18 protein-coding genes are annotated in these 20,962 nt (G+C 62.5%); 9 read left to right on the top strand and 9 right to left on the bottom strand.

Annotation, left to right across the window (positions count from 1 at the left end; genetic code table 11):
• The first annotated feature begins 43 nt into the window (after nt 1-43).
• Nucleotides 44-2,803 carry a serine/threonine-protein kinase gene (locus JM946_RS23915; RefSeq protein ID WP_203169904.1) on the top strand — a complete coding sequence of 920 codons (2,760 nt, stop codon included), beginning with the start codon at nt 44-46 and terminating at the stop codon, nt 2,801-2,803.
• Here the strand turns inward: JM946_RS23915 and JM946_RS23920 are convergent.
• Nucleotides 2,800-3,912 (bottom strand): NADH:flavin oxidoreductase/NADH oxidase, encoded by a 1,113-nt coding sequence (locus JM946_RS23920; protein WP_203169905.1) that lies wholly within the window; start codon nt 3,910-3,912, stop codon nt 2,800-2,802. The two genes, JM946_RS23915 and JM946_RS23920, sit on opposite strands and share 4 nt — an antisense overlap.
• Nucleotides 3,913-3,947: 35 nt before the next feature.
• On the opposite strand from JM946_RS23920, the gene JM946_RS23925 reads away from it, so the two are divergent.
• Genes JM946_RS23925 through JM946_RS23940 form a run of 4 tightly spaced genes read left to right on the top strand, consistent with a single transcriptional unit; the run spans nt 3,948 to nt 7,922 of the window.
• Nucleotides 3,948-4,721, top strand: coding sequence for a HupE/UreJ family protein (locus tag JM946_RS23925; RefSeq protein WP_322110971.1), 774 nt, complete (start codon nt 3,948-3,950; stop codon nt 4,719-4,721).
• The gene (locus tag JM946_RS23930; RefSeq protein ID WP_203169906.1) at nt 4,702-6,732 is read left to right on the top strand and encodes a TonB-dependent receptor; all 2,031 of its coding nucleotides are present in this window, start codon (nt 4,702-4,704) and stop codon (nt 6,730-6,732) included. The genes JM946_RS23925 and JM946_RS23930 overlap by 20 nt, the downstream gene beginning before the upstream one ends.
• Nucleotides 6,733-6,742: 10 nt before the next feature.
• Nucleotides 6,743-7,459: a DUF4198 domain-containing protein gene (locus tag JM946_RS23935; RefSeq protein ID WP_203169907.1), complete on the top strand. Its 717-nt coding sequence runs from the start codon at nt 6,743-6,745 to the stop codon at nt 7,457-7,459.
• Nucleotides 7,428-7,922: a carboxypeptidase-like regulatory domain-containing protein gene (locus tag JM946_RS23940; protein WP_203169908.1), complete on the top strand. Its 495-nt coding sequence runs from the start codon at nt 7,428-7,430 to the stop codon at nt 7,920-7,922. The genes JM946_RS23935 and JM946_RS23940 overlap by 32 nt, the downstream gene beginning before the upstream one ends.
• Nucleotides 7,923-7,942: 20 nt before the next feature.
• Here the strand turns inward: JM946_RS23940 and JM946_RS23945 are convergent, their stop codons facing one another.
• Nucleotides 7,943-8,644, bottom strand: coding sequence for an alpha/beta fold hydrolase (locus JM946_RS23945; RefSeq protein ID WP_203169909.1), 702 nt, complete (start codon nt 8,642-8,644; stop codon nt 7,943-7,945).
• A 250-nt stretch (nt 8,645-8,894) separates the two neighbouring features.
• Here JM946_RS23945 and JM946_RS23950 point away from each other — a divergent pair, with 250 nt between their 5' ends.
• On the top strand, nt 8,895-9,770 hold the full coding sequence (locus JM946_RS23950) for a hypothetical protein (RefSeq protein ID WP_203169910.1): 876 nt from the start codon (nt 8,895-8,897) through the stop codon (nt 9,768-9,770).
• Nucleotides 9,771-9,823: 53 nt separating this feature from the next.
• Here JM946_RS23950 and JM946_RS23955 read toward each other — a convergent pair whose 3' ends face one another.
• From JM946_RS23955 to JM946_RS23970, 4 genes are all read right to left on the bottom strand, one after another.
• Nucleotides 9,824-11,827 (bottom strand): acyltransferase family protein, encoded by a 2,004-nt coding sequence (locus tag JM946_RS23955; protein ID WP_203169911.1) that lies wholly within the window; start codon nt 11,825-11,827, stop codon nt 9,824-9,826.
• Nucleotides 11,828-12,209: 382 nt separating this feature from the next.
• On the bottom strand, nt 12,210-12,773 hold the full coding sequence (locus tag JM946_RS23960; RefSeq protein WP_203169912.1) for a thioredoxin family protein: 564 nt from the start codon (nt 12,771-12,773) through the stop codon (nt 12,210-12,212).
• 18 nt (nt 12,774-12,791) lie between these two features.
• A complete protein-coding gene (locus JM946_RS23965) occupies nt 12,792-14,105 on the bottom strand; it encodes a cytochrome P450 (RefSeq protein WP_203169913.1) in 1,314 nt (437 codons plus the stop codon).
• Between the two features lie 67 nt (nt 14,106-14,172).
• On the bottom strand, nt 14,173-14,820 hold the full coding sequence (locus JM946_RS23970; RefSeq protein ID WP_203169914.1) for a class I SAM-dependent methyltransferase: 648 nt from the start codon (nt 14,818-14,820) through the stop codon (nt 14,173-14,175).
• A gap of 171 nt (nt 14,821-14,991) precedes the next feature.
• On the opposite strand from JM946_RS23970, the gene JM946_RS23975 reads away from it, so the two are divergent.
• Together JM946_RS23975 and JM946_RS23980 are read left to right on the top strand one after the other, a co-directional pair.
• On the top strand, nt 14,992-16,977 hold the full coding sequence (locus tag JM946_RS23975) for an Ig-like domain-containing protein (RefSeq protein WP_203169915.1): 1,986 nt from the start codon (nt 14,992-14,994) through the stop codon (nt 16,975-16,977).
• 174 nt (nt 16,978-17,151) lie between these two features.
• Nucleotides 17,152-17,667 carry a DUF3280 domain-containing protein gene (locus tag JM946_RS23980; protein WP_203169916.1) on the top strand — a complete coding sequence of 172 codons (516 nt, stop codon included), beginning with the start codon at nt 17,152-17,154 and terminating at the stop codon, nt 17,665-17,667.
• Between the two features lie 5 nt (nt 17,668-17,672).
• Here the strand turns inward: JM946_RS23980 and JM946_RS23985 are convergent, their stop codons facing one another.
• Both JM946_RS23985 and JM946_RS23990 read right to left on the bottom strand, forming a co-directional pair.
• The gene (locus JM946_RS23985) at nt 17,673-18,059 is read right to left on the bottom strand and encodes a VOC family protein (RefSeq protein ID WP_203169917.1); all 387 of its coding nucleotides are present in this window, start codon (nt 18,057-18,059) and stop codon (nt 17,673-17,675) included.
• Nucleotides 18,060-18,082: 23 nt separating this feature from the next.
• Nucleotides 18,083-18,487: a nuclear transport factor 2 family protein gene (locus JM946_RS23990; protein ID WP_203169918.1), complete on the bottom strand. Its 405-nt coding sequence runs from the start codon at nt 18,485-18,487 to the stop codon at nt 18,083-18,085.
• Nucleotides 18,488-18,593: 106 nt separating this feature from the next.
• On the opposite strand from JM946_RS23990, the gene JM946_RS23995 reads away from it, so the two are divergent.
• Entirely contained in the window at nt 18,594-19,559 is a 966-nt protein-coding gene (locus tag JM946_RS23995; protein ID WP_203169919.1) for an AraC family transcriptional regulator, read from the top strand.
• A 117-nt stretch (nt 19,560-19,676) separates the two neighbouring features.
• Here the strand turns inward: JM946_RS23995 and JM946_RS24000 are convergent, their stop codons facing one another.
• The gene (locus tag JM946_RS24000; protein WP_203169920.1) at nt 19,677-20,858 is read right to left on the bottom strand and encodes a M48 family metallopeptidase; all 1,182 of its coding nucleotides are present in this window, start codon (nt 20,856-20,858) and stop codon (nt 19,677-19,679) included.
• Nucleotides 20,859-20,962 lie beyond the last annotated feature (104 nt).

Consider the following 20,962-nt stretch of genomic DNA (forward strand, 5'->3'; position numbering starts at 1 on the left):
AGTGGTTAGTCCGCACTGCGGCGAAGAACACAATGCTCGACTCATGACCGTTCCGAGTGCGCCAGACGAACGCTGGAAGCGAATAGGGAATCTGTTCGCCAACGCGACCAAGCTGCAGCGCGCGGAGCGAGAAGCATTCGTGCGCGACCATGCCTCCAACCCCGAGGAATTGCGGGAATTGTTGGATCTGGTCACGCTCGCCATCACCCAGCACAGCTCCGGCCCGATTTCCCGCGCCATCGGCGAGGCCTTCTATGCCTCGAGCCGCCCGGGCAGCGACTCGTTGGTGGGCCGGGTCGTGGGGCCCTATCAGCTGGTATCGGTGCTGGGGCGGGGTGGCTCGGGAACGGTGTATCTGGGCGAGCGCGCCGACCAGCAATATTCCGCACGGGTGGCGCTCAAGATCATCGATGCAAGCGCCGCCGCAGCGTTCGGCCCACGCTTCCGCGCCGAGCGCCAGATTCTCGCCAGCCTCAATCATCCGAACATCGCCCGTCTGCTCGATGCCGGCGAAACCGAACAGCAGCAGCCCTACCTGGTGATGGAATACGTCCACGGCGAAACCGTGGATCAGTATTGCGACCGAAAGCAGCTGGATCTGCGGTCGCGCCTGCAATTGTTTCTACAGGTGTGCGGGGCGGTGCAGTACGCGCACCAGAACCTGATCGTCCATCGCGACTTGAAGCCCGCCAACATCCTGGTGACTGGCGAAGGCACGCCCAAGCTGCTCGACTTCGGCATCGCCAAGCTGCTGGACGCCAGCGACCTGACCAAGCCGTCCGACCTGACGCGCATGAACGACCGGCTGCTCACGCCCGAGTACGCCAGCCCCGAACAGATCCTGGGCAAGCCCGTGACCACGGTGAGCGATGTTTATTCGCTGGGCGTGGTGCTGTATCAGCTGCTGACCGGCTTGCGCCCGTACACGTTGTCGCATTCGGCGGCCAGCCAGTTGGAGCTGGAGCGCGCCATCTGCGTGACCGATCCGACGCGCCCGAGCGCCGCAGTGCATGGCGCTCGCAACGCTGTCCTCAAGGACGACGAGCCCTCGATTTTCAGCCTGGCCGCGGCGCGCGGCACCACGCCGGACAAGCTGGGCCGCAGCCTGAACGGCGATCTCGACGCCATCGTCATGCGGGCGCTGCGCAAGGAGCCGGAGCTGCGCTACAACTCGGTCGAACAGCTGATCGCCGACATCCAGCGTCATTTGAGCAATGAGCCGGTCCAGGCGCGCCAGGGCAATTGGGTTTATTACACGAACCGCTTCGTCCGCCGCAATCGACTGGCGGTGGCCGCCAGCGTCAGTTTCATGATGTTTCTAATCGGCGTGTCGGCGGTGATGTCGATTCAGCGCTCGGCCACCCAGGCCGCGCTCGAGCTGGCCACGCAGGAAAAAGAACGCGCCGAACGAGTTTCCGGGTTCATGAGGAACATGTTTGCCGCCGCCGATCCGTTCGTGAACTTCGGTAAGGAACAAACGGCGCGCGACGTGCTGGATCAGGCGAGTCGCTCCATCGAAACCGATCTGGACGAGCAGCCCGAGGTGCGCGCGCCCTTGATGGAAACGATCGGTCTGGCGTATCGGCGCATGGGCCTGCCCGACCGAGCCGTGCCGCAGCTGGAAAGCGCGTTGCGCCTGCAGCGTCAGCTGCAACCTGGGAACAATCCACGCACCGCCGAGCTGCTGATCGAATTGGCGATCGCGCTGCGCGAGGCCGGGCAGTTCCAACGCTCCGATCAGTTGTTCAGTGAAGCGCAGCAGATGGCGCAGCTGTCTGGCGAGGTGGACCCATATGTCAACGCCACGCTGCTGGTGGAGCATGGGCGCCTGGAGAATCTGCGTAGCAACACCACACAGGCGCACCAGTCATTCGTCAAAGCACTGGAGCTGATGCGTATCGCACGCGGTCCGCGCCACGAAGAGGTTGGCAGTATTCTGAGCGAGTTGGCCAACATTCTGGCGTGGGCCGACGATCTGGCGGGCGCAGAGAAGGCGGCGCGTGAGGCCGTGGATATCTATCGCGACGTGGCCGAGTTGCATCCGGATCGAATCAAGGCCGACTATCACCTCGCCGAAATCCTGCTGTATCAGGGGCGCGTTTCCGAGGCCGCGCCGATCTTCGAGCGCACTTTGACCGCGCAGCGGCTGCTGTACAAGTCGAACAGCAAGGTTGCCGATACGCTGGCGTCGCTGGCGCAGGTTCGCATGGCTCAGGGCAATCCGCTGGCCGCCGAGTCTTTCGTTCGGGAAGCGCTGGCGGCCCATCACGACTCGGGCAGCACCGCGTACGGCAAGATCGGCTATCTGCAAACCATGCTGGGCACGGTGCTGATCAAACAAAACAAGTTTGCCGACGCGGAGAACGTGCTGCGCGATACGTTGGATCTGTTCGCGAAGAGCCTGCCGCCCGATCACGAGTACGTGGCGTCGGCGGAGCATTATCTGGGCGAGGCGCTCGCCGGGGGCGGCAAGCTGACCGACGCCGAGGCGCTGTTCACCGCCGCCATGAATCGCTGGAAACGCACCGACGCGCCTGAATGGCGATCGGCGCGTTCCGCCAGCGCGTTGGGCGAGATTCTTCATCGTGAGGGGCGCACTCAGGAAGCCGAGCGCTACCTGCTCAACAGCGTGCAGGTCATCACCGCCGCCAATGGCGTCGATCGCGAGACCGTCGAAAAAGCTCGCGAACGGCTCTCGCGTTTCTATACAGAGACCAACCAGAGCAGCAAGCTGGACGCCATGGCGCTGGCTCCGCCGACCGGACGGCAGAGCGCCGAGTCGCCGAGCAAACCCAAAATCTAATCGTCCGCGCGCACGTCGAACAGCCCACGAAAACGTGCCGGCTGCGAGCGCAAGTATTGATCTGGCGCTTTTACGCGCGCACCGAAATGAGCGGCGGCATGCCACGGCCAGCGAGGGTTGTAGAGCATGGCGCGGGCTAGCGCGATCATGTCGGCGTCGCCGGCGACGAGCACCGCTTCGGCGTGCTCGAACTCCGAAATCAATCCCACTGCGATCACCGGCATCTTCACCGCGGCTTTGACTGCTCGCGCCAGTGGGACCTGATATCCCGGGCCGACTGGAATCTGCTGTGTCGGTGTCAGTCCGCCGCTCGAAACGTGGATGGCGGCGCAACCGCGTGCCTCGAGAGCGCGTGCGTACTCGACTGTCTGCTCCACATCCCAGCCGCCCGGCGCCCAGTCGGTGCCCGAGACTCTGATGCTCACCGGCAGGTTGGCGGGAACCGCGGCGCGCACAGCATCGAATATCTCCAGCGGAAAGCGCATGCGGTTCTCCAGCGAGCCGCCGTATTCGTCGTCTCGGCGATTCGACAGCGGTGATAGAAACTGATGCACCAGATAGCCGTGCGCTGAGTGCAGCTGAATCGCATCCAGTCCGAGACGAACCGAGCGTCGCGCAGCGTCGACGAACGCCTCGCGCACTGCAGCGAGGCCAGCGCGATCCAACGCCATCGGCGCAGCCTCTTGCTCATGGAAAGCGAGTGCGGACGGCGCTTCGGTCTGCCAGCCATTCGCATGATCCTTCGGCAACTGCGCGCCGCCTTTCCATGGCAAGTCGGTGGATGCCTTGCGCCCCGCGTGCGCCAGCTGAATGGCGATAGGCATGTCGGACCAGCGCCGCACCGATTCGAGCACGCGGCGCATCGCCTCTTCGCAGGCATCCGAGTACAAACCGACATCGGCGTAGGTGATCCGCCCCTCGGGTTTGACGGCGGTCGCTTCGATGGTGAGCAGGCCCGCGCCCGACATCGCCAGCAGTCCAAGATGCATCTGATGCCAGTCTGTCATGCAGCCATCGACGGCCGAGTACTGACACATGGGTGCAATCACAATGCGATTGGCGAGCGTGAGCGGCCCTACCTGAGCGGGCGAAAACAGTTTGGTGCGCATGGGGGGCATCCAGGAACTTGTGTCGTGAAATCAGAGTGAAATATTCTGCGGTCATCATACAACGCGATCGCGCCTCGGCTGGTTCGAACGCGAACAACATCAAAGGGGCGTGGGCGGCGGTGACGAGGCGGTGGCCATTCATTGTAAAAGTGGCGTTGGGATGGGCGAGCCTGTTACCCGCCGCCGCGATGGCGCACTCGGTCAGCGAACAGGCGCAGCAGCGCATGCTGATCGGCGGATTCTTCGATGTCGCGTGGATCGGTGCGGAGCACATGCTCACCGGCTACGATCACTTGCTGTTTCTGCTCGGCGTGATGCTGTTCCTCACGCGGTTCAGCCAGATCGTGGTGTTCATCACGGCGTTTACCGCCGGCCACACCATCACGTTGCTGTTCGCGACCCTGGCGGGCATTACCGCCAATCCCTATCTGGTGGACGCGGTCATCGCGCTGACGGTGACATATAAGGCGATCGAGAATCTCGACGGCTTCCGGCGCTGGTTCGGTCGGCCCGCGCCCAATCTGCTGTTCATGGTGTTCATCTTCGGGCTGATCCACGGCTTCGGTCTGTCCACTCGTTTGCAGCAGATGACCCTGGCCAAGGATCCGGAGCTGGTCACCAAGATCATCGCGTTCAATGTCGGCGTCGAGTTCGGCCAGATCGCCGCGCTCACGGCGATGACGGCGGTGGTCCAGGTCTGGCGCACGAGCGCCAGTTTCCCGTCGATTACACGCGTCACCAACGGTGCGCTCATCGCAGCGAGCGCGGTTCTGCTGGGGTTGCAAGTGCATGGCTACTATGTCGGATAGCGTATTGCGCTGGGCGGTCGCGGCCGCGTTGGCATCGGTAGCGATCGGCGCCGCCGCTGAACCAGCAGCCGAGGCCAATATCGATGAAGTCGTCGTCAAGGGGCAGCTGCTGCGCGCCAAAGACTCGGCTTTCAGCGCCACGGTGCTGGATACAGAGACGATTCGTGAGCAAGCCCTGCCCGACATCGACGAGTTGTTTCGGCTCGTTCCCGGCATGGTTGTTCGCGATCTGCAGCTCGGCTCGGTCGCCAGCAACATCGTCATTCGCGGCTTCGGCAACGGCGGTCATGGCGGCGATCTCGGCGCGGTGATCGACGGCATCCCGCTCAACGAAGCCATGTCGCATGCCGATGGCTACGTCGACTTGAATGCGGTCGTGCCGCTGGAAATCGAAGCGTTCACCGTATTCAAAGGTCCGGTGTCGGCGCTGTACGGCAACTACAATCGCGGCGGGCTGGTGGACATTCAGACGCGCAAGAGCGGCAACTATGCGCAGACGGATCTGTCGCTGAGCTCTTACGATACCCTCGATCTGCAGGGCGCGTACGGCACGGCGCTGGGAGACACTCAGCAGATCAACCTGGCGGGCCAGATATTCCGAACCGACAGCTTCCGGCCGCAAAGCGCGACCGAGCGTGGCACGTTCTCCGGCCGCTGGTCGGCGCAACTCGCGCCGGCGCTGCAAGTCGCTTTGTCGTCGCGCTATCTTCAGTCCGAAAGCGATTCGGCCTCGTATCTGACGGAGGAACAATTTCGAAGCGACCCGCGTGGGATCGATCCGCGAACCCAGAACGACGGCGCGGACAAAGAGTTTCTGACGGTTCGTGGCGATGTGAACTACCAACTTGCCGACGAACTCAAGCTGCTCACGTTCGCTTACGCCACTCAGCAGGATTTCACCCGATGGTTCTCGCGACCGGTGAGCGCCGTGGCCTGGCGGCAGCGCGAGGAAGCATACGATCGCAGCGTGTTCGGCGCCGGCGCCAGTCTCAATGGCGTGACCGCGTTGGCGTCTGTTCCCGTCAGCTATATCGCGGGCATCGAGACGTTCCGCGAATCGACCGAGTACAAGTTCTTCGATGGATTGGATCGCCGCCGCCGCGTGCTGCCGGCGCAGTCGGATCGCGAGACCGACTTGAACAGCGTCTCGGCCTTTGCCGAGGCGAGGGCGGATGTGCATCCGCTGGCCCAACTATCGCTGGGTCTACGGGCGGATCGTTTCACCGGCGGTTGCGAGTTGCGCGGCGCCGAGACGGGCAGCGATCCCTGCGGAGCGCTCAATCAGGCCGAGCACGTGAGTCCGAAGGTCGGTCTGCATTCGCAGGTCACGGACTGGCTGCAATTGCGCGCCAGCTGGGCGGAAGGCTTCGCCCTGCCCAACGGCTTCGTGAAGTACTCGATCGGAGGCCAACCGCTGGATGAAAACATCTTTCGGCAGACCGAGGTCGGGGTGCGTTTCGTCGCCAGCGACGTGTTCGACTTCGACGTGGCCGGTTATCGGTTGAAGTCGACCGGCGAGGTGCGGACCGTTTCGCCGGGCGTGTACGAGAACTACGGCGCGACCTTGCGCGAAGGTTTGGAGGCGAGCGTTCGTTGGCAGCCGATCTCGAGTTTCGAGGTCGGCGCCGTGTACGGCGTCACCGATACCGAAGTGGAACAGAACGCCGATGCCCGTTTGTTAGGATTGTCCGTCGCCGGCGTGCCGGAGCGCTCCGGCAGCCTGGAAGCGACGTTCTGGCCGGGTGCCGATTGGAGCATCAATGCAGCTTGGCGCTATGTGGGTGAGTACGACGTCGACGCGCTGAACACGCTTGAGGCAGAGAGCTACGACCTGCTCGATATCGGCGTGTCATACACGCGGCCTGGCGAGCACGGCTATCGCGTCTACGCCCGGCTCGACAATGTCACGGACGAGAAGTACGCCACATCGGTTTCGGTCATCGGTGGACAACTGTTGTTTGCTCCCGGCATGCCGCGCACGGTGCGTGCCGGGATCCAGTTCGATTTCTGAAGTGTTGGATATGTTTGCAAAATCACGCCAGCGGGTCCTTGCGGCTTTCATTGCCTGTTGCGCTTCCAGTGCCTCCGCCCACACCGTGTGGCTGGAGAGCGTCGATAAGAGCACGACGGATTATCAGGTGCTGTTCGGCGGTCACGCCGGCAAGCTCGAACCGTATCGGCCGGAGAAGCTGAAGCAGATCGATGCCGTCGATCGACAGGGAAAGACACTTGCCGTGAGCCGGGATGTCACTGCCGACGGCGTGCGCCTGCATGTCGACGGTGCGCCGGTCCTGATCTCCATGCATTTCGACAACGGCATTCACACTCGGCCTCCAACCGGCCGAAGCGTGGAAAAGCCGATGAACGAAGTGCCTGGCGCGACGCGCGCGACCTACGCCGTTAAATATCACAAGACAGTGGTGGATTGGTCGCCGCTGGTCACCCAGATCATCGGTCAGCCGTTTGAAGTGGTTCCGCTGTCCGCCAAACAGCCTGCAGCTGGCGAGCCGTTCCGCATTCGCGTGCTTCAGGATGGCAAGCCGGTCGCGGGTGTGAAGCTCGGACATGGCGAAGAGGGCACGGCGAGCGATCCGGTGACGGATGCCGATGGCGTAGCGGCCTTCGTGCCCAAGCCCGGCTTCAACCGGCTATGGGCCGGCAAGCGCATTGCCGTCGACGACAACCCGAAGTACACCGAGCTGAGCTATGAATATTCCTTTGGGTTCGACGCCAGGTAACGCCATGGTTCGCAACCTGATCGTGTGCGTGTTGCTGGTTCTGCCGTCTCTCGCGGTCGCTCATGGTCTGCTGCTTGACGCCCGACACGTTGGCGATCACATCGAAGGAACCGTTTATTACTCCAACGGCGAGTTGGCGGTACGCGAAACGGTGGAGCTGACGGATCTCTCCACCCCGAATGCGACTGCGGTCGTCGCTGAAACTGACGATGCGGGAAAGTTCAAATTTCCCGCGGTGTCGGGGCATCGATATCGGATCTCGGCGTATGGAGACGAAGGTCACAGCGTCGATGTCGAGATCGAGGCGGTAGCGGATGCGCGCCCGCGGCTTATCGAGAGTGAGGCCGCGGCATCTGAAGAGCGGTCGTGGTTGCCGCCGGCGTGGGCCGTCATCGGTTTGTTACTTCTCGCTTCCATGGTGCCGGTCGTGCTTGCGCGCCGGCGCAATGGCGTCCGTTCCTGACCCAGCGCAGGCGGGCTACCTTACTTAGAAGCCAGCCACCGTCGAAGCAAAGCCGACGTCTCCTCCGGACTCTCCATCGGCGGCAAATGCCCACACGATGCAAATGTATGCAACGTGGACCCGGCAATGCCTCGATGGATTTCCGCCGACTCAGAGGGCGGAGTCATCACATCGGCATCACCTACGCCAATCACCGTCGGCACGACGATCGAGCCGAGCACCCCACGCGAGTCCGGCCGATTGAGAATCGCCGTCTGCTGCCGCAGAAAAGCATCCCCACCGACACGCTTGGCCATCGCCTTCACTTCCTCACCCACCAGCCCACGCACATGACGTGCATGCACAAGCTGCGGCAACATCCGAGCCGTTACCCCGAAAAAGCGACCAAGCCGCAGCGACTCCATGCCCGCCAACCGCTGGGCCGTGCGCTCTGGCGCATCCGGCGCCGCGCTGGTGTCGAGCAGCGCCAATCGAGTCACGCGCTCGGGCTGTTGACGCAGGATCTCGAACGCAACGTATCCGCCCATCGACAACGCCGCCAGCGCGAATCGCTCCGGCGCGCCATCCAGCACGCGCTTCGCCATCGCAGCCACCGAGTCGTCGAGTGTGAGATCCGCAATGGTCGAGTCGGCAATATCGGCAAGGTCGCGAGCTTGATCGCGCCACAGGCGCTCGTCGCACAGCAGGCCGGGTAGAAATACGAGAGGGATTCGGTCGGGCACAGCGGTCAGTTCCTAGGTCCATCCTATCTTCCGTATAGAGTGTGCAAATGTCACGACAATCTGTTATCTAAGTGCGCGGATCTGGAACAATGGTCTCGTCGCAGCGAGACCGGCAGCAGGGAAAGACCAGGGAATGGCGTAGCTGCAATTTCGTGGCGCAGTCCGCGCCGCCTCAGCACTGACTCTCCTCGATCCCTGTCGCGCGTAACGGATTCGCGCTTATCAATATCCATTGAAGTTAGGGAGAACTATGAAAACGGCAGCAGTGTTTTGCAGTGGCCTGGTGTTGTCCGCTTTGGCCTGTGCGCAAGCTTCGGCGGAGCCCGTGCGAGTGCGATTGACGGCTCGAGTCCTGTCGGTGACCGATCCGGGCGCGGTGCTACATGGAGACATCGTTCCGGGTCAGCGCCTCACCGGCACTTACGTGTACAACACCAATACACCCGATCAGTTCGCGCACGAACCCGACTATGGGATGTACGTGCCGTACGCCAACGAGGCCCGAGTGCGCTTCGCGTCCGGCGGCATCGTGTTCGAGAGCGTGCAGCCGACGCAGGGCATATCCATCGAGATCGACTCACACGAGGACTGGTCCGGCTTTTTCAGATTTCAGAGCTTCGAGAACCAGCCGCTGCCATCGGGCGTCGGCGTGGACGAGATATCGGTGCAGTTCGACGGCGTGGGTACGGTGACGGAGACGGACGCGCTGCCATCGGTCGCCCCGGATCTGGCGGGATACTCGATGAAGGCTGTGACGATCCGTGGCAGCGGCTTCGAATTGCATGCCGAGATCGAAGTGGCTGAGCTGATCGGGGCCGGCGCGCTCGCAGTATCGCCCGCCTCGGGTGACTTCCTTCCGCAGCAGCACTTCGATGCGGCCATGACTCTGCCGCGCAATACCAGCGCCGCGTCTGCGCAGGCGGTGGCAAATGGCGTCGTTCTGCCCCTCGGATATCCCGGCACTTGTCAGCAACTCGCGCCGAACAGCGCTGGCAAGCGTTCGTTGTTGTGCCCGAACGCCGAGACCGTGCTGTCGCAGGCGGCCGGGGCGCCGATCGAATGGACCGTCGTGCTCACCAACGGCACGACTCTCACGCAAACAGTGAACTGGGTGCTCACTCAGTAATCGCTGAAACGCCGCGCGCGCTCACACTTCGAGCGCGCGCGTCGACTCTTCGTTCAACCCGAGTCCGCTTTCAACATGTCGCGCGAGATCAACTGCGTCAGCCGGGTGTTATCGATGAGCAATCGGGCGCCGGCGCTGCTCAGGTGGACGGCGTCGCTGTACAGCAGCGGCTTGCCGGGAGGACGTTGTGAGCACACATTGTCGGCGCACAACACTCCGATCGAATCGACCAGTTGAATATCGGGATAGGTGGTCTGCACGCGCGCGAGGACGCGGTTGTACGGCGCCATGGCGCGCTCGACCTGTTCGCGATCGCGCTCGGGGTGGCACTGAGTGGTGGGTAGTCTCACGGCGCGGAGGAAACAGGAAGGCCCGGTCGCGAACCTCGGGATCTCGCCGAGATAGATCACTCGGGTGGTCTGCACGAGCTCGCTCAGCAGGCTGCGGATGCCGTGCTCGAAGATGGCTTCTTTCGATTCACGTGTGGGAGCGCCCTCACGGATCAACCGAATGTTCGGATCAGTGATCAGGAACGAACCGTTGCCAACCACGACCACGACTTTCGGTTTGGTTTTGTGCACGTAATCTACGAAAGTGCGCCAGACCTGCGGGCAGTCCGCTTCGTTTGGGTCGTAGCCGCTGATACGAACGTGCAGTAGCGGCGGGCAACCGCCACGGCCGAGCAGCATCACCGAATGCTCGGCGGCGAACATCGGCGCGGCCGCTTCATAAATCGCGTGCGCCCGCGAGTCGCCGATGAACAGGATCGAAGGAGGCTCGGCGCTGGTGGAGCGGCAATAGTTGATCGGCGCCGCAGGTCCGAACCGCGCATAACAGGAGCGGTCGAGTCTGGGGCCGTGTCGCAAGGCTTGTATGTCCGCGTCGAATCGCTGCGCGACGCCGCCCGCTGCATAGATGATCACGCCGGCGAGTCCGGCCGCGACGGCGGAGGCGGCCAGGCGGATGTTGAACTTCCATTCCTTGTGTTTGCGAATCGGGATTTCGACGTAGTGATACGTGAGCCCCGCCAGCAGGAAGCCTGCGCCCAGCGCCATCCATCGAATCGCTGCGGGAGGAGTGCCGGCCGAAAGGATGTTCAGGAACGCAAGCAGTGGCCAATGCCACAGATACAAGGCGTAGCTGATCAGCCCCGTCCAGACCAGTGGACGCGAGCCCAGCACCTTCCGCTGCAGCCAGACATGCTCCGGTGTTGCGAGGATCAGCAACGCACCGACCACCGGCAGCAGCGCGGGCCAGCTCGGAAACGGAGTGCTCTCATCGAGCTCCATGATCGACGCCAGGATCAATGCGAGCCCGGCCGCTGGCAGCAGGTTGTATCCCACATCCAGAAAGCGACGCTCATCCTCGGTCGGCGCAGTACGCGTGCGCCCCTCCATCAGCAATGCGAGCAGGCAGCCCGCGCCAAGCTCCCAGAAGCGCGACACCGGCCAATAGAAGTTCGTGACCGGCGACGCTTGGGCCAGATGCACACTCAACGCGAAGGAGGCCAGCACGAGCGTCCAGAGAATCACGAGCAGCGTCGTCCTGCGCTTCCAGAATGCTACGAGCACCGCAGGCCATACCAGGTAGAACTGTTCTTCGATACCCAGCGACCATAGATGCAGCAGCGGCTTGAATTCCGCGGCGGTATCGAAATAACCGCTTTCGCGCCAGAACGCGAAGTTGGCGAGGAACGCGGCAGCCGCGCCGACATGTTTGCCAAGCTGCTTGAACTCGTGCGGCAACAGTAGAAACCATCCCAGCACCAGGGTCGTCGCCAATACCAGCACCAGCGCTGGAAACAAACGCCGGACGCGTCGCCAATAGAAATCCACGAACGAGAAATCCGCGTGCAGCAGTTGGCGCGCGATGATGCCGGTGATCAAGAAACCGGAGATGACGAAGAACACGTCGACGCCGACGTAGCCCCCGGACACCGTTTCCGGAAACGCATGAAATCCGAGCACAGCCAAGACTGCCACGCCACGCAAGCCATCGACGGCGGCGCGATACTGGAAGTGCTTGGCGTGCCCCGCTGACGGGATGTCAGGGCGCATGGCAAAACCCTCTTGAGCTCGACGAGGAACCGAGAGCCGAGAGAGTGGAGAGCTACGGTGGGGAGGCGAGCGAAGCGGCGGCCGAGGCGGCGGGAGAAAGCAGCGCCGAGCAGCTGGTGTTGCTCAGCATGGGCCGCTCTTGCGAGCGATGCTGCCTGCCGATGCAGGAATAATGCGCGGGAATGCGCCGGACGTGCCGACCTTTACGACGTCGCCAGAGCGTTTTGCACAGGAGCTGCACGACCCGCGTCGGATCGGCCGACATCGACGTAGTCTTTTTGGCGCCGCTCCCCATAACAGCCGCAACGCCGTCTGCTACGCCAAAGTTCCTGCACAACGCCCCGCGGAGAACTTCGACAATCGCGACGGGGATCTATCTACATCAATGCGCGGCCGAGGCTTTCCACTTGATGCTGCAACCGATGCTTGGCTTCTGATGCGTCGAGACTGGTGCGCCACTTAGCAAAGCATCGCACGCCGCGCGGAGATCGGCGCCCGTGGGCTCGCCCTTACCGGGTCGGCTATCGTCGAACTGGCCCCGGTAGACCAGCTTGCGAGCTTGATCGAACAGAAACAGGTCCGGCGTGCAAGCCGCGCGATACGCTTTGGCAACTGCTTGAGTCTCATCGAGCAGATAGGGAAATGTATATCCGGCGCTGCGTGCTTCGGCGGCCATTCCCTCCGGGCCGTCTGCAGGGTATGCCAGGATGTCGTTGGAGTTGATTGCAATGACTGCGATGCCCTTCGGCCGATAGTCGCGTGCAAAGCGCGCGAACTCGTTTCTGATGTGTTTGACGAAGGGGCAATGATTGCAGATGAAGGCGATCACCAGGCCGCTCGCGTCACGGAAGTCGTCGAGCGAGGTTTCCCGGCCATCGAAGCTGACCAGGCGGAAGTCGGGTGCGGGCGTGCCGAGTTCGAGCATGGTGGATTGAGTTGCGGCCATGGAACGGTGGCTCCGATTTCAATGTCGGCGCGGGATCCTGACCGGCAGCGAGCGGAAGCCACGAACGAAGGTCGAATAGACGCGTTCGGGCTTGCCGACCACATCGATCACAGGGAAGCGCTTGAGGATTTCTTCCCAGACGATCCTCAGCTGCAGCTCCGCGAGCCGATTGCCGACGCAGCGATGAATGCCGTAGCCGAACGAAATGTGCTGGCGCGGCCGGTCTCGATCGATGATGTACTCGTTGGGGCGCTCGATCACCGACTCGTCGCGATTGCCCGATAGATACCACATGACGACCTTGTCGCCCTTGCGAATCAGCTTGCCGCCGAACTCGATGTCCTGCACTGCGGTCCGCCGCATATGGGCGAGCGGCGTTTGCCAGCGAATGGTCTCGGACACCATGCTCGCCACCAGTTCCGGGCGCTCGCGTAGCTTCTGATATTGGTCGGGGTTCTGATTCAACGCGAGCACGCTGCCGGTGATGCTGTTGCGTGTCGTGTCGTTGCCGCCGACGATCAGCAGCACCACATTGCCCTGAAACTCGTAGGCCGGCATGTTTCGAGTTTCCGCGCCGTGCGCGAGCATTGAAATCAAGTCGTTGCCGGGTGGACCCGCGGCCCGCTCGTGCCAGAGCGCCTGGAACGTCTGGAAACATTCCGTCATCTCTTCGACCCATTGCTCGGGCCGGTCGATGATGCCGCCGCCCGGAACCGCCGTGGCCACGTCCGACCAGCGCGTCAGTTTGCGTCGCTGTTCCTGCGGGAATTCCATCAGTGTCGCAAGCGTCATGGCGGTCAGCTCGATCGACACCTTGTCGACCCAATCGAACTCGACGCCCACCGGCAAGTCGTCCAGGATTGCGGCCGCTCGGCTGCGGATCAGCGGCTCGAGGTTGCGCAGGTTGGTCGGCATGACGATCGGCTGTACCGCACGCCTCTGCACATCGTGCTTGGGCGGATCCATGGCGATGAACATCGGCAGCGCGGTGTTGCTCGTGGCTGAGATGGTGATGCCGCCCAGGGCTGCATCCGATGAGAACTGCTGATGGTTGGTCTCGACGGCGACAATGTCGTTGTAGCGGGTGATCGACCAGTAACCGCCGAACGTCGGGCTCTCGGCGTAGTGAACTGGATCTTCGCGACGCAGCCGCTCGAAATAAGGGCCCACGACGTCCGCATGAAACAGTTTTGGATTGGCTACATCGATCTGCGCCAGCGGCAGCGAGTACGCATGTTCTCGCGCGGCTTCGAGAGTCGCGGGCGGTTCCGGAAAACCATCGATGCTGAAGTTGTTCGGTGGACCGGAGCGAGTGGCGAGTGTGTCAGTCATGAAAGGGCTCTGTGTTCAGGTTGGGCACGAGCTCGACGACGGCGTGTCGATCATCGCGCATCCGAGTTCAGAGCGCCACTACCGAAGGCTTGCTCATCAATGCGACATTCGGGCAGGGGATGTCACAGTCCCAGCCAAAGCGGCTGGCGATCTGGCGCAATGTTTGCTCTCGGTAGAACACCACATGCGTGGGATCGCGACGATAGTGCCACTGTGCGAATGTCGAATCGTCGGACAGAAATCGTGTCATTACCGCCAGCACGCCGCCCGGTCGCAGCAGCGCATCCAGTTTGTTGAACTCTGCGGAAGGGCAATGGAAGTGCTCGATGACTTCAGCGCACGCGATGAAGTCATACTGCTCGTCGAGCACGGCCAGGTCGTCATGAAAGAACGGATCGTAAAGCGCGACATCGTGCCCCGCCTCTCGCAGCATCGCCGCTAGGGCCGGCCCCGGTCCGCAACCGTAGTCCAGCCCACGACGGGCAGGCGGCAGTCGCTCCAGCAGCGGCGTTGTCAATGTTTCGAGGAAGCGGCGATATCTCGCATCATTCGGTTCGTTCCGATGCAGCAGGTACTCCGACAGTTCCGCCTCCGGCGGCGGCAGCATCGACGGATCGAGGAACGTTGCCTGGCAACGTTCGCATCGCCAATACATGCGGTCGCCGACGCTTTGAAACGGGCGGCACTCGGGTTCTTCACAGACAGGGCACTTCATGCGCCGGTATCTTCGCAGCTGAACTGGTGGCGCTCAATGTTCGCCCTCGAGACGCTCTGAACGAAACATTCACAGGGCGCCAGAGACGTCGTAGGCGATTTGCTGGCTGAGGTTGAGGAGTGTTCTGCAGTATTTTGTGGCTCCGCACTTCAGAAATGTGAAGGGGGGGACATGCGGAACGCCTCGAGCTGGATGTCGCTGGGTCGCGCACTGATCGGAATGGTTGTTCTTGCGGTCGCCGGCTGTGGCGGCGGAGGTGGGGGAGGAAGAACCAATGCACCTCCAGCGCTCGGGTCACTGGCTTTCTCTACCAAACTGAACACCGATCTGCAGGGCCAGGTGCCGGCGACCGATCCCAGCGGTGAAGCGCTCACCTTCTCGGTCACCGCTCATCCTTCGAGCGGGACCCTGGTCAATTTCAGTCCCACTGGCGCATTTGTTTATCGGCCGGGGCAGGGCTTTCTCGGCGACGACAGCTTCCGCGTGCAGGTGAGCGACGCGGGTGGCAACACGGTGCCTGGGGTCGTCAACATCAACGTGCATCCAAATCGCGTGCCGGCAGCGGCGAACGACGCCATGCGCGCGGACGGGGCGGCGCTTGCAAACATCGTCGTGTTGGCGAACGACACAGATGCCGATTCCGACCCTCTGACCGTGACCATCGAGGAGGCGCCGCTCACGGGCACCGCCACTGTCAACGCGAACTCGTCGATCGGCATCAGCGCGCTGCCGGCGGATTTCAAGGGAGTCACGCGTTTCAAGTATCGAGTGACCGATTCGAGCGGTGCGTCGGCGATCGCTACTGCGGCCGTGTTCGTGGGTGTCGACCCATTTCGGGTGGTGTTTGCGGGTGACCCGGCGGCGAATGGTTCGCCGGAGGTTTGTTTGAGCGATTTCGCTGCCGAACCCACGGCGCTGACGGTCGCAACCGAAGGCAGCATGCGGCTGCGTGGTTTCGCTGCTTCTCAGAACGGTGCGACGGTTGTGTATCGTCGCGAGGATCAATCCAATGCCGCTGGCGTCGATCTTGGGTTCGTTCGGACGGCTTCTCCCATTCAGCGAGGCACGGTGCCATTGCCTGTCGGCGCGACGCTGCCGCTCGATGCGGGCAACAAAGACCAGTTCCTTGTGAGTCCTAATGGGCAGTGGCTCGCATTGATCGCACGCGTCGGAAGCGCGGATGGCGTGTATGTGTTCAACGTCGCGTCGCCTGGGGCGCTGACCAAGGTGAGCCCGGCCAACGCGGTGTTCGCGAGTCGATTGCGCTTCTCGCGCGACTCGCGGAATCTATACTTTCTGGCATCCCCGGTCGCAGGTGGCGGGTCGAAGACGCTCTACACCATGACGCCGTCCGGCCCCAGTCCCACTGTGCCGGTTTCCGCCATCAGCGATCCGGCCACATCGGATGACGTTCTCGACTACTCGATCGCCGCGAATCAGACCTCGATCCTGATCCACGCCAATCGCAGCGGCCGCCAGGGATTGTTCTTTATCGATGCACGCCAGTTGCAGGCCGAAACTCAGGTGAGCCATACGCTCGGGTTTGGCGAAATCATCAGCGCCAGCACCATCTCGCTGACGGGTGGCACGATTGGCGGTGGGGTCGGGCAGCGTGTGGGTTACACGGTTCGCACGCCTTTGCTGACGTCGCGTGCATATGTTGCAGAGGTGTCCGCCACTCCGAATCCGCGCGAGGTCGACCCAGCCGGCGAGGTCATCGGGTTGCGCCCCGACGACGGCGCGCTGTTATATGCGAAGAGCGGCCAAATATATGAGCGGGATCTGACCACGGGCGGTGACACCATGGTCGCGGCCGGCGGGGCAGCATGGTACGACTCGACAGGGAACATCGTGCTGGTACAACAAGCGCAGTTCAGCGGGCTGACACCGTACCCCGTTCTCGCCGTGACAACTCGCGGCGCATTTGGGGGAACTCACCCGCTGGGAACGCCAGCTCAAGCGGCGCGTCTCAGCGAGGTGAGCGGCTTCGATCGTGGTGTCGCGTTGCTCGCCGAAGGCTCACCTGCCGCGGCCGCCCCCGCTCGCGCGCGTGTAGCGCTTGTGAATGCACTCGCTCCCGACCGGTTGCTCTATCTGAGTGAATTCGAATCGCCTCTGCAACTCACCTCTCCCGCCGCGGTGGTCGTGGCGCGGTGACGCTAGTTTATTTGCATACGAGCAACAAGCACCCTGAAATGCCGCTGTGTGTTTCGTGCTCGCTTGGAGCGGGCGCAATCCAGGATTTCGCTAGCGAGCAATCATGATAAAGAGGATGCGACCACGGCATTGATCGATTGAAGTGTCTCGAGCGCACAGATCCGGGAGGGAGCCATGAAGTCGGTGATTACTCCTTTACTCGCGGCTGGATTGCTGGTGACGTTTGGTGCGGCGGGCGCGCCGGCGCCGATCGCACTCGCCATCTTCGACTTCGAGCTCGAGGATTTCAGTCCCACCGAGGCGACGGAAAGTATCGCTCCAGCCGATGCCGCGCATCTGGCGAAAGTCACCCGCACGGTGCGTCAGCTTCTCGCGGAATCAGGGCGCTACAAGCTGATCGATGTCGCGAGCGCGGATGCACCTGCAGCCAAGACCCACACGCTCCGCGACTGTGATGGCTGCGAGGCCGAGATCGCCTTGAAGTTGGGCGCGCAGCAATCCTTGGTCGGTGTGGTGAGTCGAATCAGCCGCACCGAGTACGTCGTAAGGTTCCACGTGCGCGACGCCCGGACGGGCGCCGTCGTCGCCAATGGCGACAGCGGGCTGCGAATGGGCGCCGACTATTCCTGGGATCGAGGCGCGGCGAGCTTGTTGAAGGATCAGTTGCTCGCGACCGCGCCCAAGCGATAGTCGCTCTAAGCTTCTCTCTGCAGCAACACGATGAAGTTGCCGCACGTGTCGTCGAAGAATACGAACCTGCTCGATCCGAGCTTTTTCGGCTTGCCGCGAAACCGAACGCCGAGGCGCTTCAGGCGTTGGTATTCGCCGGCGATGTGGTTGGTCGATAGAATGGCCGCCGGAAACACAGCATCGTAGAGCGCCTTCTGCGCCGCCCGTGCCGGCGCAGGGGAATTCGGTTCCAGCACCAACTCCACGCCCTTCGGGCCTGTCCCAGAGGCGACCGTCAGCCATCGAACGCGGCCGCCGCGATCGGCGATCTTTTTGAAGCCCAGGACGCTCGTGTAGAACGCGAGCGCCTTGTCCTGATCGTCGACCTTGATGACGACATGTCGAATCTGCATGACTGATGCCCAAAAAGTGGATGTCATTCGACAGCGCTGCGCACGGCCGTCGCCACAGATGCCTCGCCGGTTTTCACGTAACCAAGCGCTTCCACGATTTGGCCGTTACGCACGCGCATCACGTTGACGCCACGAACGGACTTCGAGAGCTCGTGGCCGAAGCGATAGCGCCAGCGAATGAAGCCGTGCTCTCCAGCTGCAACGATGTCCTCGTCGGCGAACTTCCCTTCGCGACTGTTGGCCAGCTTCTGCCAAAACTCCAGGCATGCTTTGCGCCCGACGTAGCGCGTTCCGTCTGGAGCAGGTTCCACGCTCTCCATGATGCAGTCCTCGGCGATCAGCCCGTCGAGCAGCGCTGCGTCGTGCTGTATGAAGGCGCGGTTGAACCGCTGCAGGATTTCCAAAGTCTGAGATAGCTGAGCTTTCATGGTCTCTCCTATACTCCGCGATGCGAGTGATCGTGCTGGGAGAGAGTGTGCCGAGGGGCTCCCGGCAGGAATTGACCGAGAGTCCGGAGTTCTTTGCAGGTGCCGGATGGATGCACTGTCTGAAGCCATGCGCGCCGTGCGCCTCACGAGTGCGCTTTTTTTCAACGGCGAGTTCTCCGCGCCGTGGCGTTTCGCCACGCCTTCGCAGGACAAGGTGGCTGCCATCGTTTCGCCGCAAAGTGAGCGGCTGGTCCTGTTTCATCTCGTCACCGACGGAGAAGCGAAGGCACGCAGCGACGATCGCGATGAAGTCCCGCTCACCGCGGGAGATATCGTTGTGTTCCCACATGGTCATGCTCACGAAATGTGGAATGGACGAAGCTCCAAGCTATTTCCCGGGAGCCGCCTGTTGCCGCGGCTCTCGAAGGGAGAGCTGGCCGCCGAAAAGTGGGGCGGAAGCGGTGCTGTGACCCGCATCATCTGCGGCTATCTGGGTTGCGAGCGTCACGCCGAAGGTTCGTTCCTGAGCGGCTTGCCGTCGATATTCAAAGTCAACGTGCGCAGCAGCCCGGCCGGTGCGTGGATCGAGAGTGCAATACGCCACGGCGTAAGTGACAGCGAATCGCAGCGTGCCGGACGAGTGGCGGTGCTTGCCAAGTTGGCCGAGACACTGTTCGTGGAAACCCTGTGCCGCTACATGGACGAGTTGCCACCGGAGCGTACGGGCTGGCTCGCCACCGCGCGCGATCCGAAAGTCGGGCAGGCGCTTGCACTCCTGCATCGTGAACCTGCGCGTGCGTGGACGTTGCCTGATCTTGCACGAGCCAGCGGAACGTCACGAACGGTGCTGGCCGAGCGATTCGTGCAGCTCATGGGTGAGTCGCCGCTCGCTTATCTGGCTCGATGGCGGCTGCAGCTCGCCGCGCGCCAACTGCGCACCACCGACCGCAAAGTCCTGCAAGTCGCTTACGAGGTAGGTTACGAATCGGAGGCGGCGTTCAGTCGCGCCTTCAGACGCGTATTCGGAGTGCCGCCGGCGCGCTATCGACGCGAGACGCAGGCTGCGAAGTAATTTCGTGCCGCAGGCTATGCCCCTATCGCCCGGCCTCCGATGACTCTGCAACGATGGCTTCGCACGGCGCCAGCGTCACCTGCAGGCGCGCGAACGGGGCTCCATCGATCTGCGTCTTCATTTTGCGGTCTGCTCCGCAGGATGCTCGGTTTCGAGTGCTCGGATACGTTCTTGGAGCGCGGCGAAGGTCGCGTTCAGGTCGCGAAACGGGCCCTGCTGATGGGCCGCCAGCTCTCGCATGCGCTGTATGCGAGAATCAGTGGCAGGGTGCGTTGTTAGAAATTCCGGTAGTTCTGTGAGCGCGGCGCCCTTTTCGCCCATTTGCTCCCGAACTTTGGCGCGCATTCTTTCTTCTTCGGCCTGCACCTTCTCGAAGAAGGACACCATGCCGCGGCCGTCGATACGCGCACGTTGCAGAAGTTCGAACCCCTGCTCATCCGCCTCGTTCTCGAAGCTGCGGGAGTATGTCTGCAATAGCAGGAACGGCGCGGCACTCGCGATCGTGGCCAGCAAGCCGCTGGCGTCGCCCAGCACGGCCTGTACAGTCAGAAGCAATCCGGCGGAGGCAATGAGGTTGCGCACGCCGTGTTGTGAGGTCACGTGCGAGATCTCGTGAGCCAGCACCCCGAGAACCTCTTCCGCCGAGTCGGCACGCAACAGCAGTTCCGAATGGACGACCACATAGCCGCCGGGCAACGCAAATGCGTTCAGCGAGGGATCACGCGCCACGTAGAAATGAAATTCGAACCGGGACTCTGGCAATGCCTGCGTCAACGCGTCCGTGAGCTCGGTCAGCAGCCTGGCGGTCTGCGGATCCTGGATCATGTGTGCTTGGATCTGGTACTGACCCATCGCGGTCCTGCCGAGTTGTTCCTCCCACGAGGCAGGAATCTGTCGGGCCGCGATGCCCGCGAGCCATCCCATGTTGAGTACCAGCAGGACAGGGATGGCGACGATCAGCGCCACGATGGCGGCGAGCACTGACCAGTTCCGCACTCGGTTGCGGCGCATGGCGCCTAGTGCGGCGGTCAACTCGGGATGGGCCGCCAATACCGGATCGCGCAGGATGGCGAGATCGCTGGTGTAGAGCGACCACTCTGGGAAGTCGGGATGTGCGATGAAAACGATGCGACCGCTCGCTCCCCCCAGCGTGAGCCGGGCGCCGGCGAGCGGGATCGTTACGGATTGCGTGTCACTGCGGAAGCAAAAGCCGGCCGCAGTAACGCTCAGGTCGCCGGCGGCGCGACCTCGGGCGAATCCTTCGTGAAATGCATGGCCAGAATAGAGCGAGTCCGACATCCGCCGCGATCGTATTGTTTTGCCGGCGCTTCAGGGCGCCACTGCCAATCTAAGTGAAATACGATCACGGCAATTTGCTTAGGTTCACATCTTTTCGATCGCGC

Origin of the sequence: Steroidobacter gossypii (assembly GCF_016801985.1) — a bacterium.
GTDB classification, from domain to species: domain Bacteria; phylum Pseudomonadota; class Gammaproteobacteria; order Steroidobacterales; family Steroidobacteraceae; genus Steroidobacter; species Steroidobacter gossypii.

Coding starts and splice junctions, on each gene's coding strand:
- JM946_RS23985 (WP_203169917.1), bottom strand. CDS start 18,059: ATGCAGATTCGACATGTCGTCATCAAGGTCGACGATCAGGACAAGGCG.
- JM946_RS24000 (WP_203169920.1), bottom strand. CDS start 20,858: ATGTCGGACTCGCTCTATTCTGGCCATGCATTTCACGAAGGATTCGCC.
- JM946_RS23930 (WP_203169906.1), top strand. CDS start 4,702: ATGGCTACTATGTCGGATAGCGTATTGCGCTGGGCGGTCGCGGCCGCG.
- JM946_RS23955 (WP_203169911.1), bottom strand. CDS start 11,827: ATGCGCCCTGACATCCCGTCAGCGGGGCACGCCAAGCACTTCCAGTAT.
- JM946_RS23950 (WP_203169910.1), top strand. CDS start 8,895: ATGAAAACGGCAGCAGTGTTTTGCAGTGGCCTGGTGTTGTCCGCTTTG.
- JM946_RS23995 (WP_203169919.1), top strand. CDS start 18,594: ATGGATGCACTGTCTGAAGCCATGCGCGCCGTGCGCCTCACGAGTGCG.
- JM946_RS23920 (WP_203169905.1), bottom strand. CDS start 3,912: ATGCGCACCAAACTGTTTTCGCCCGCTCAGGTAGGGCCGCTCACGCTC.
- JM946_RS23915 (WP_203169904.1), top strand. CDS start 44: ATGACCGTTCCGAGTGCGCCAGACGAACGCTGGAAGCGAATAGGGAAT.
- JM946_RS23935 (WP_203169907.1), top strand. CDS start 6,743: ATGTTTGCAAAATCACGCCAGCGGGTCCTTGCGGCTTTCATTGCCTGT.
- JM946_RS23970 (WP_203169914.1), bottom strand. CDS start 14,820: ATGAAGTGCCCTGTCTGTGAAGAACCCGAGTGCCGCCCGTTTCAAAGC.
- JM946_RS23960 (WP_203169912.1), bottom strand. CDS start 12,773: ATGGCCGCAACTCAATCCACCATGCTCGAACTCGGCACGCCCGCACCC.
- JM946_RS23980 (WP_203169916.1), top strand. CDS start 17,152: ATGAAGTCGGTGATTACTCCTTTACTCGCGGCTGGATTGCTGGTGACG.
- JM946_RS23990 (WP_203169918.1), bottom strand. CDS start 18,487: ATGAAAGCTCAGCTATCTCAGACTTTGGAAATCCTGCAGCGGTTCAAC.
- JM946_RS23940 (WP_203169908.1), top strand. CDS start 7,428: ATGAATATTCCTTTGGGTTCGACGCCAGGTAACGCCATGGTTCGCAAC.
- JM946_RS23975 (WP_203169915.1), top strand. CDS start 14,992: ATGCGGAACGCCTCGAGCTGGATGTCGCTGGGTCGCGCACTGATCGGA.
- JM946_RS23965 (WP_203169913.1), bottom strand. CDS start 14,105: ATGACTGACACACTCGCCACTCGCTCCGGTCCACCGAACAACTTCAGC.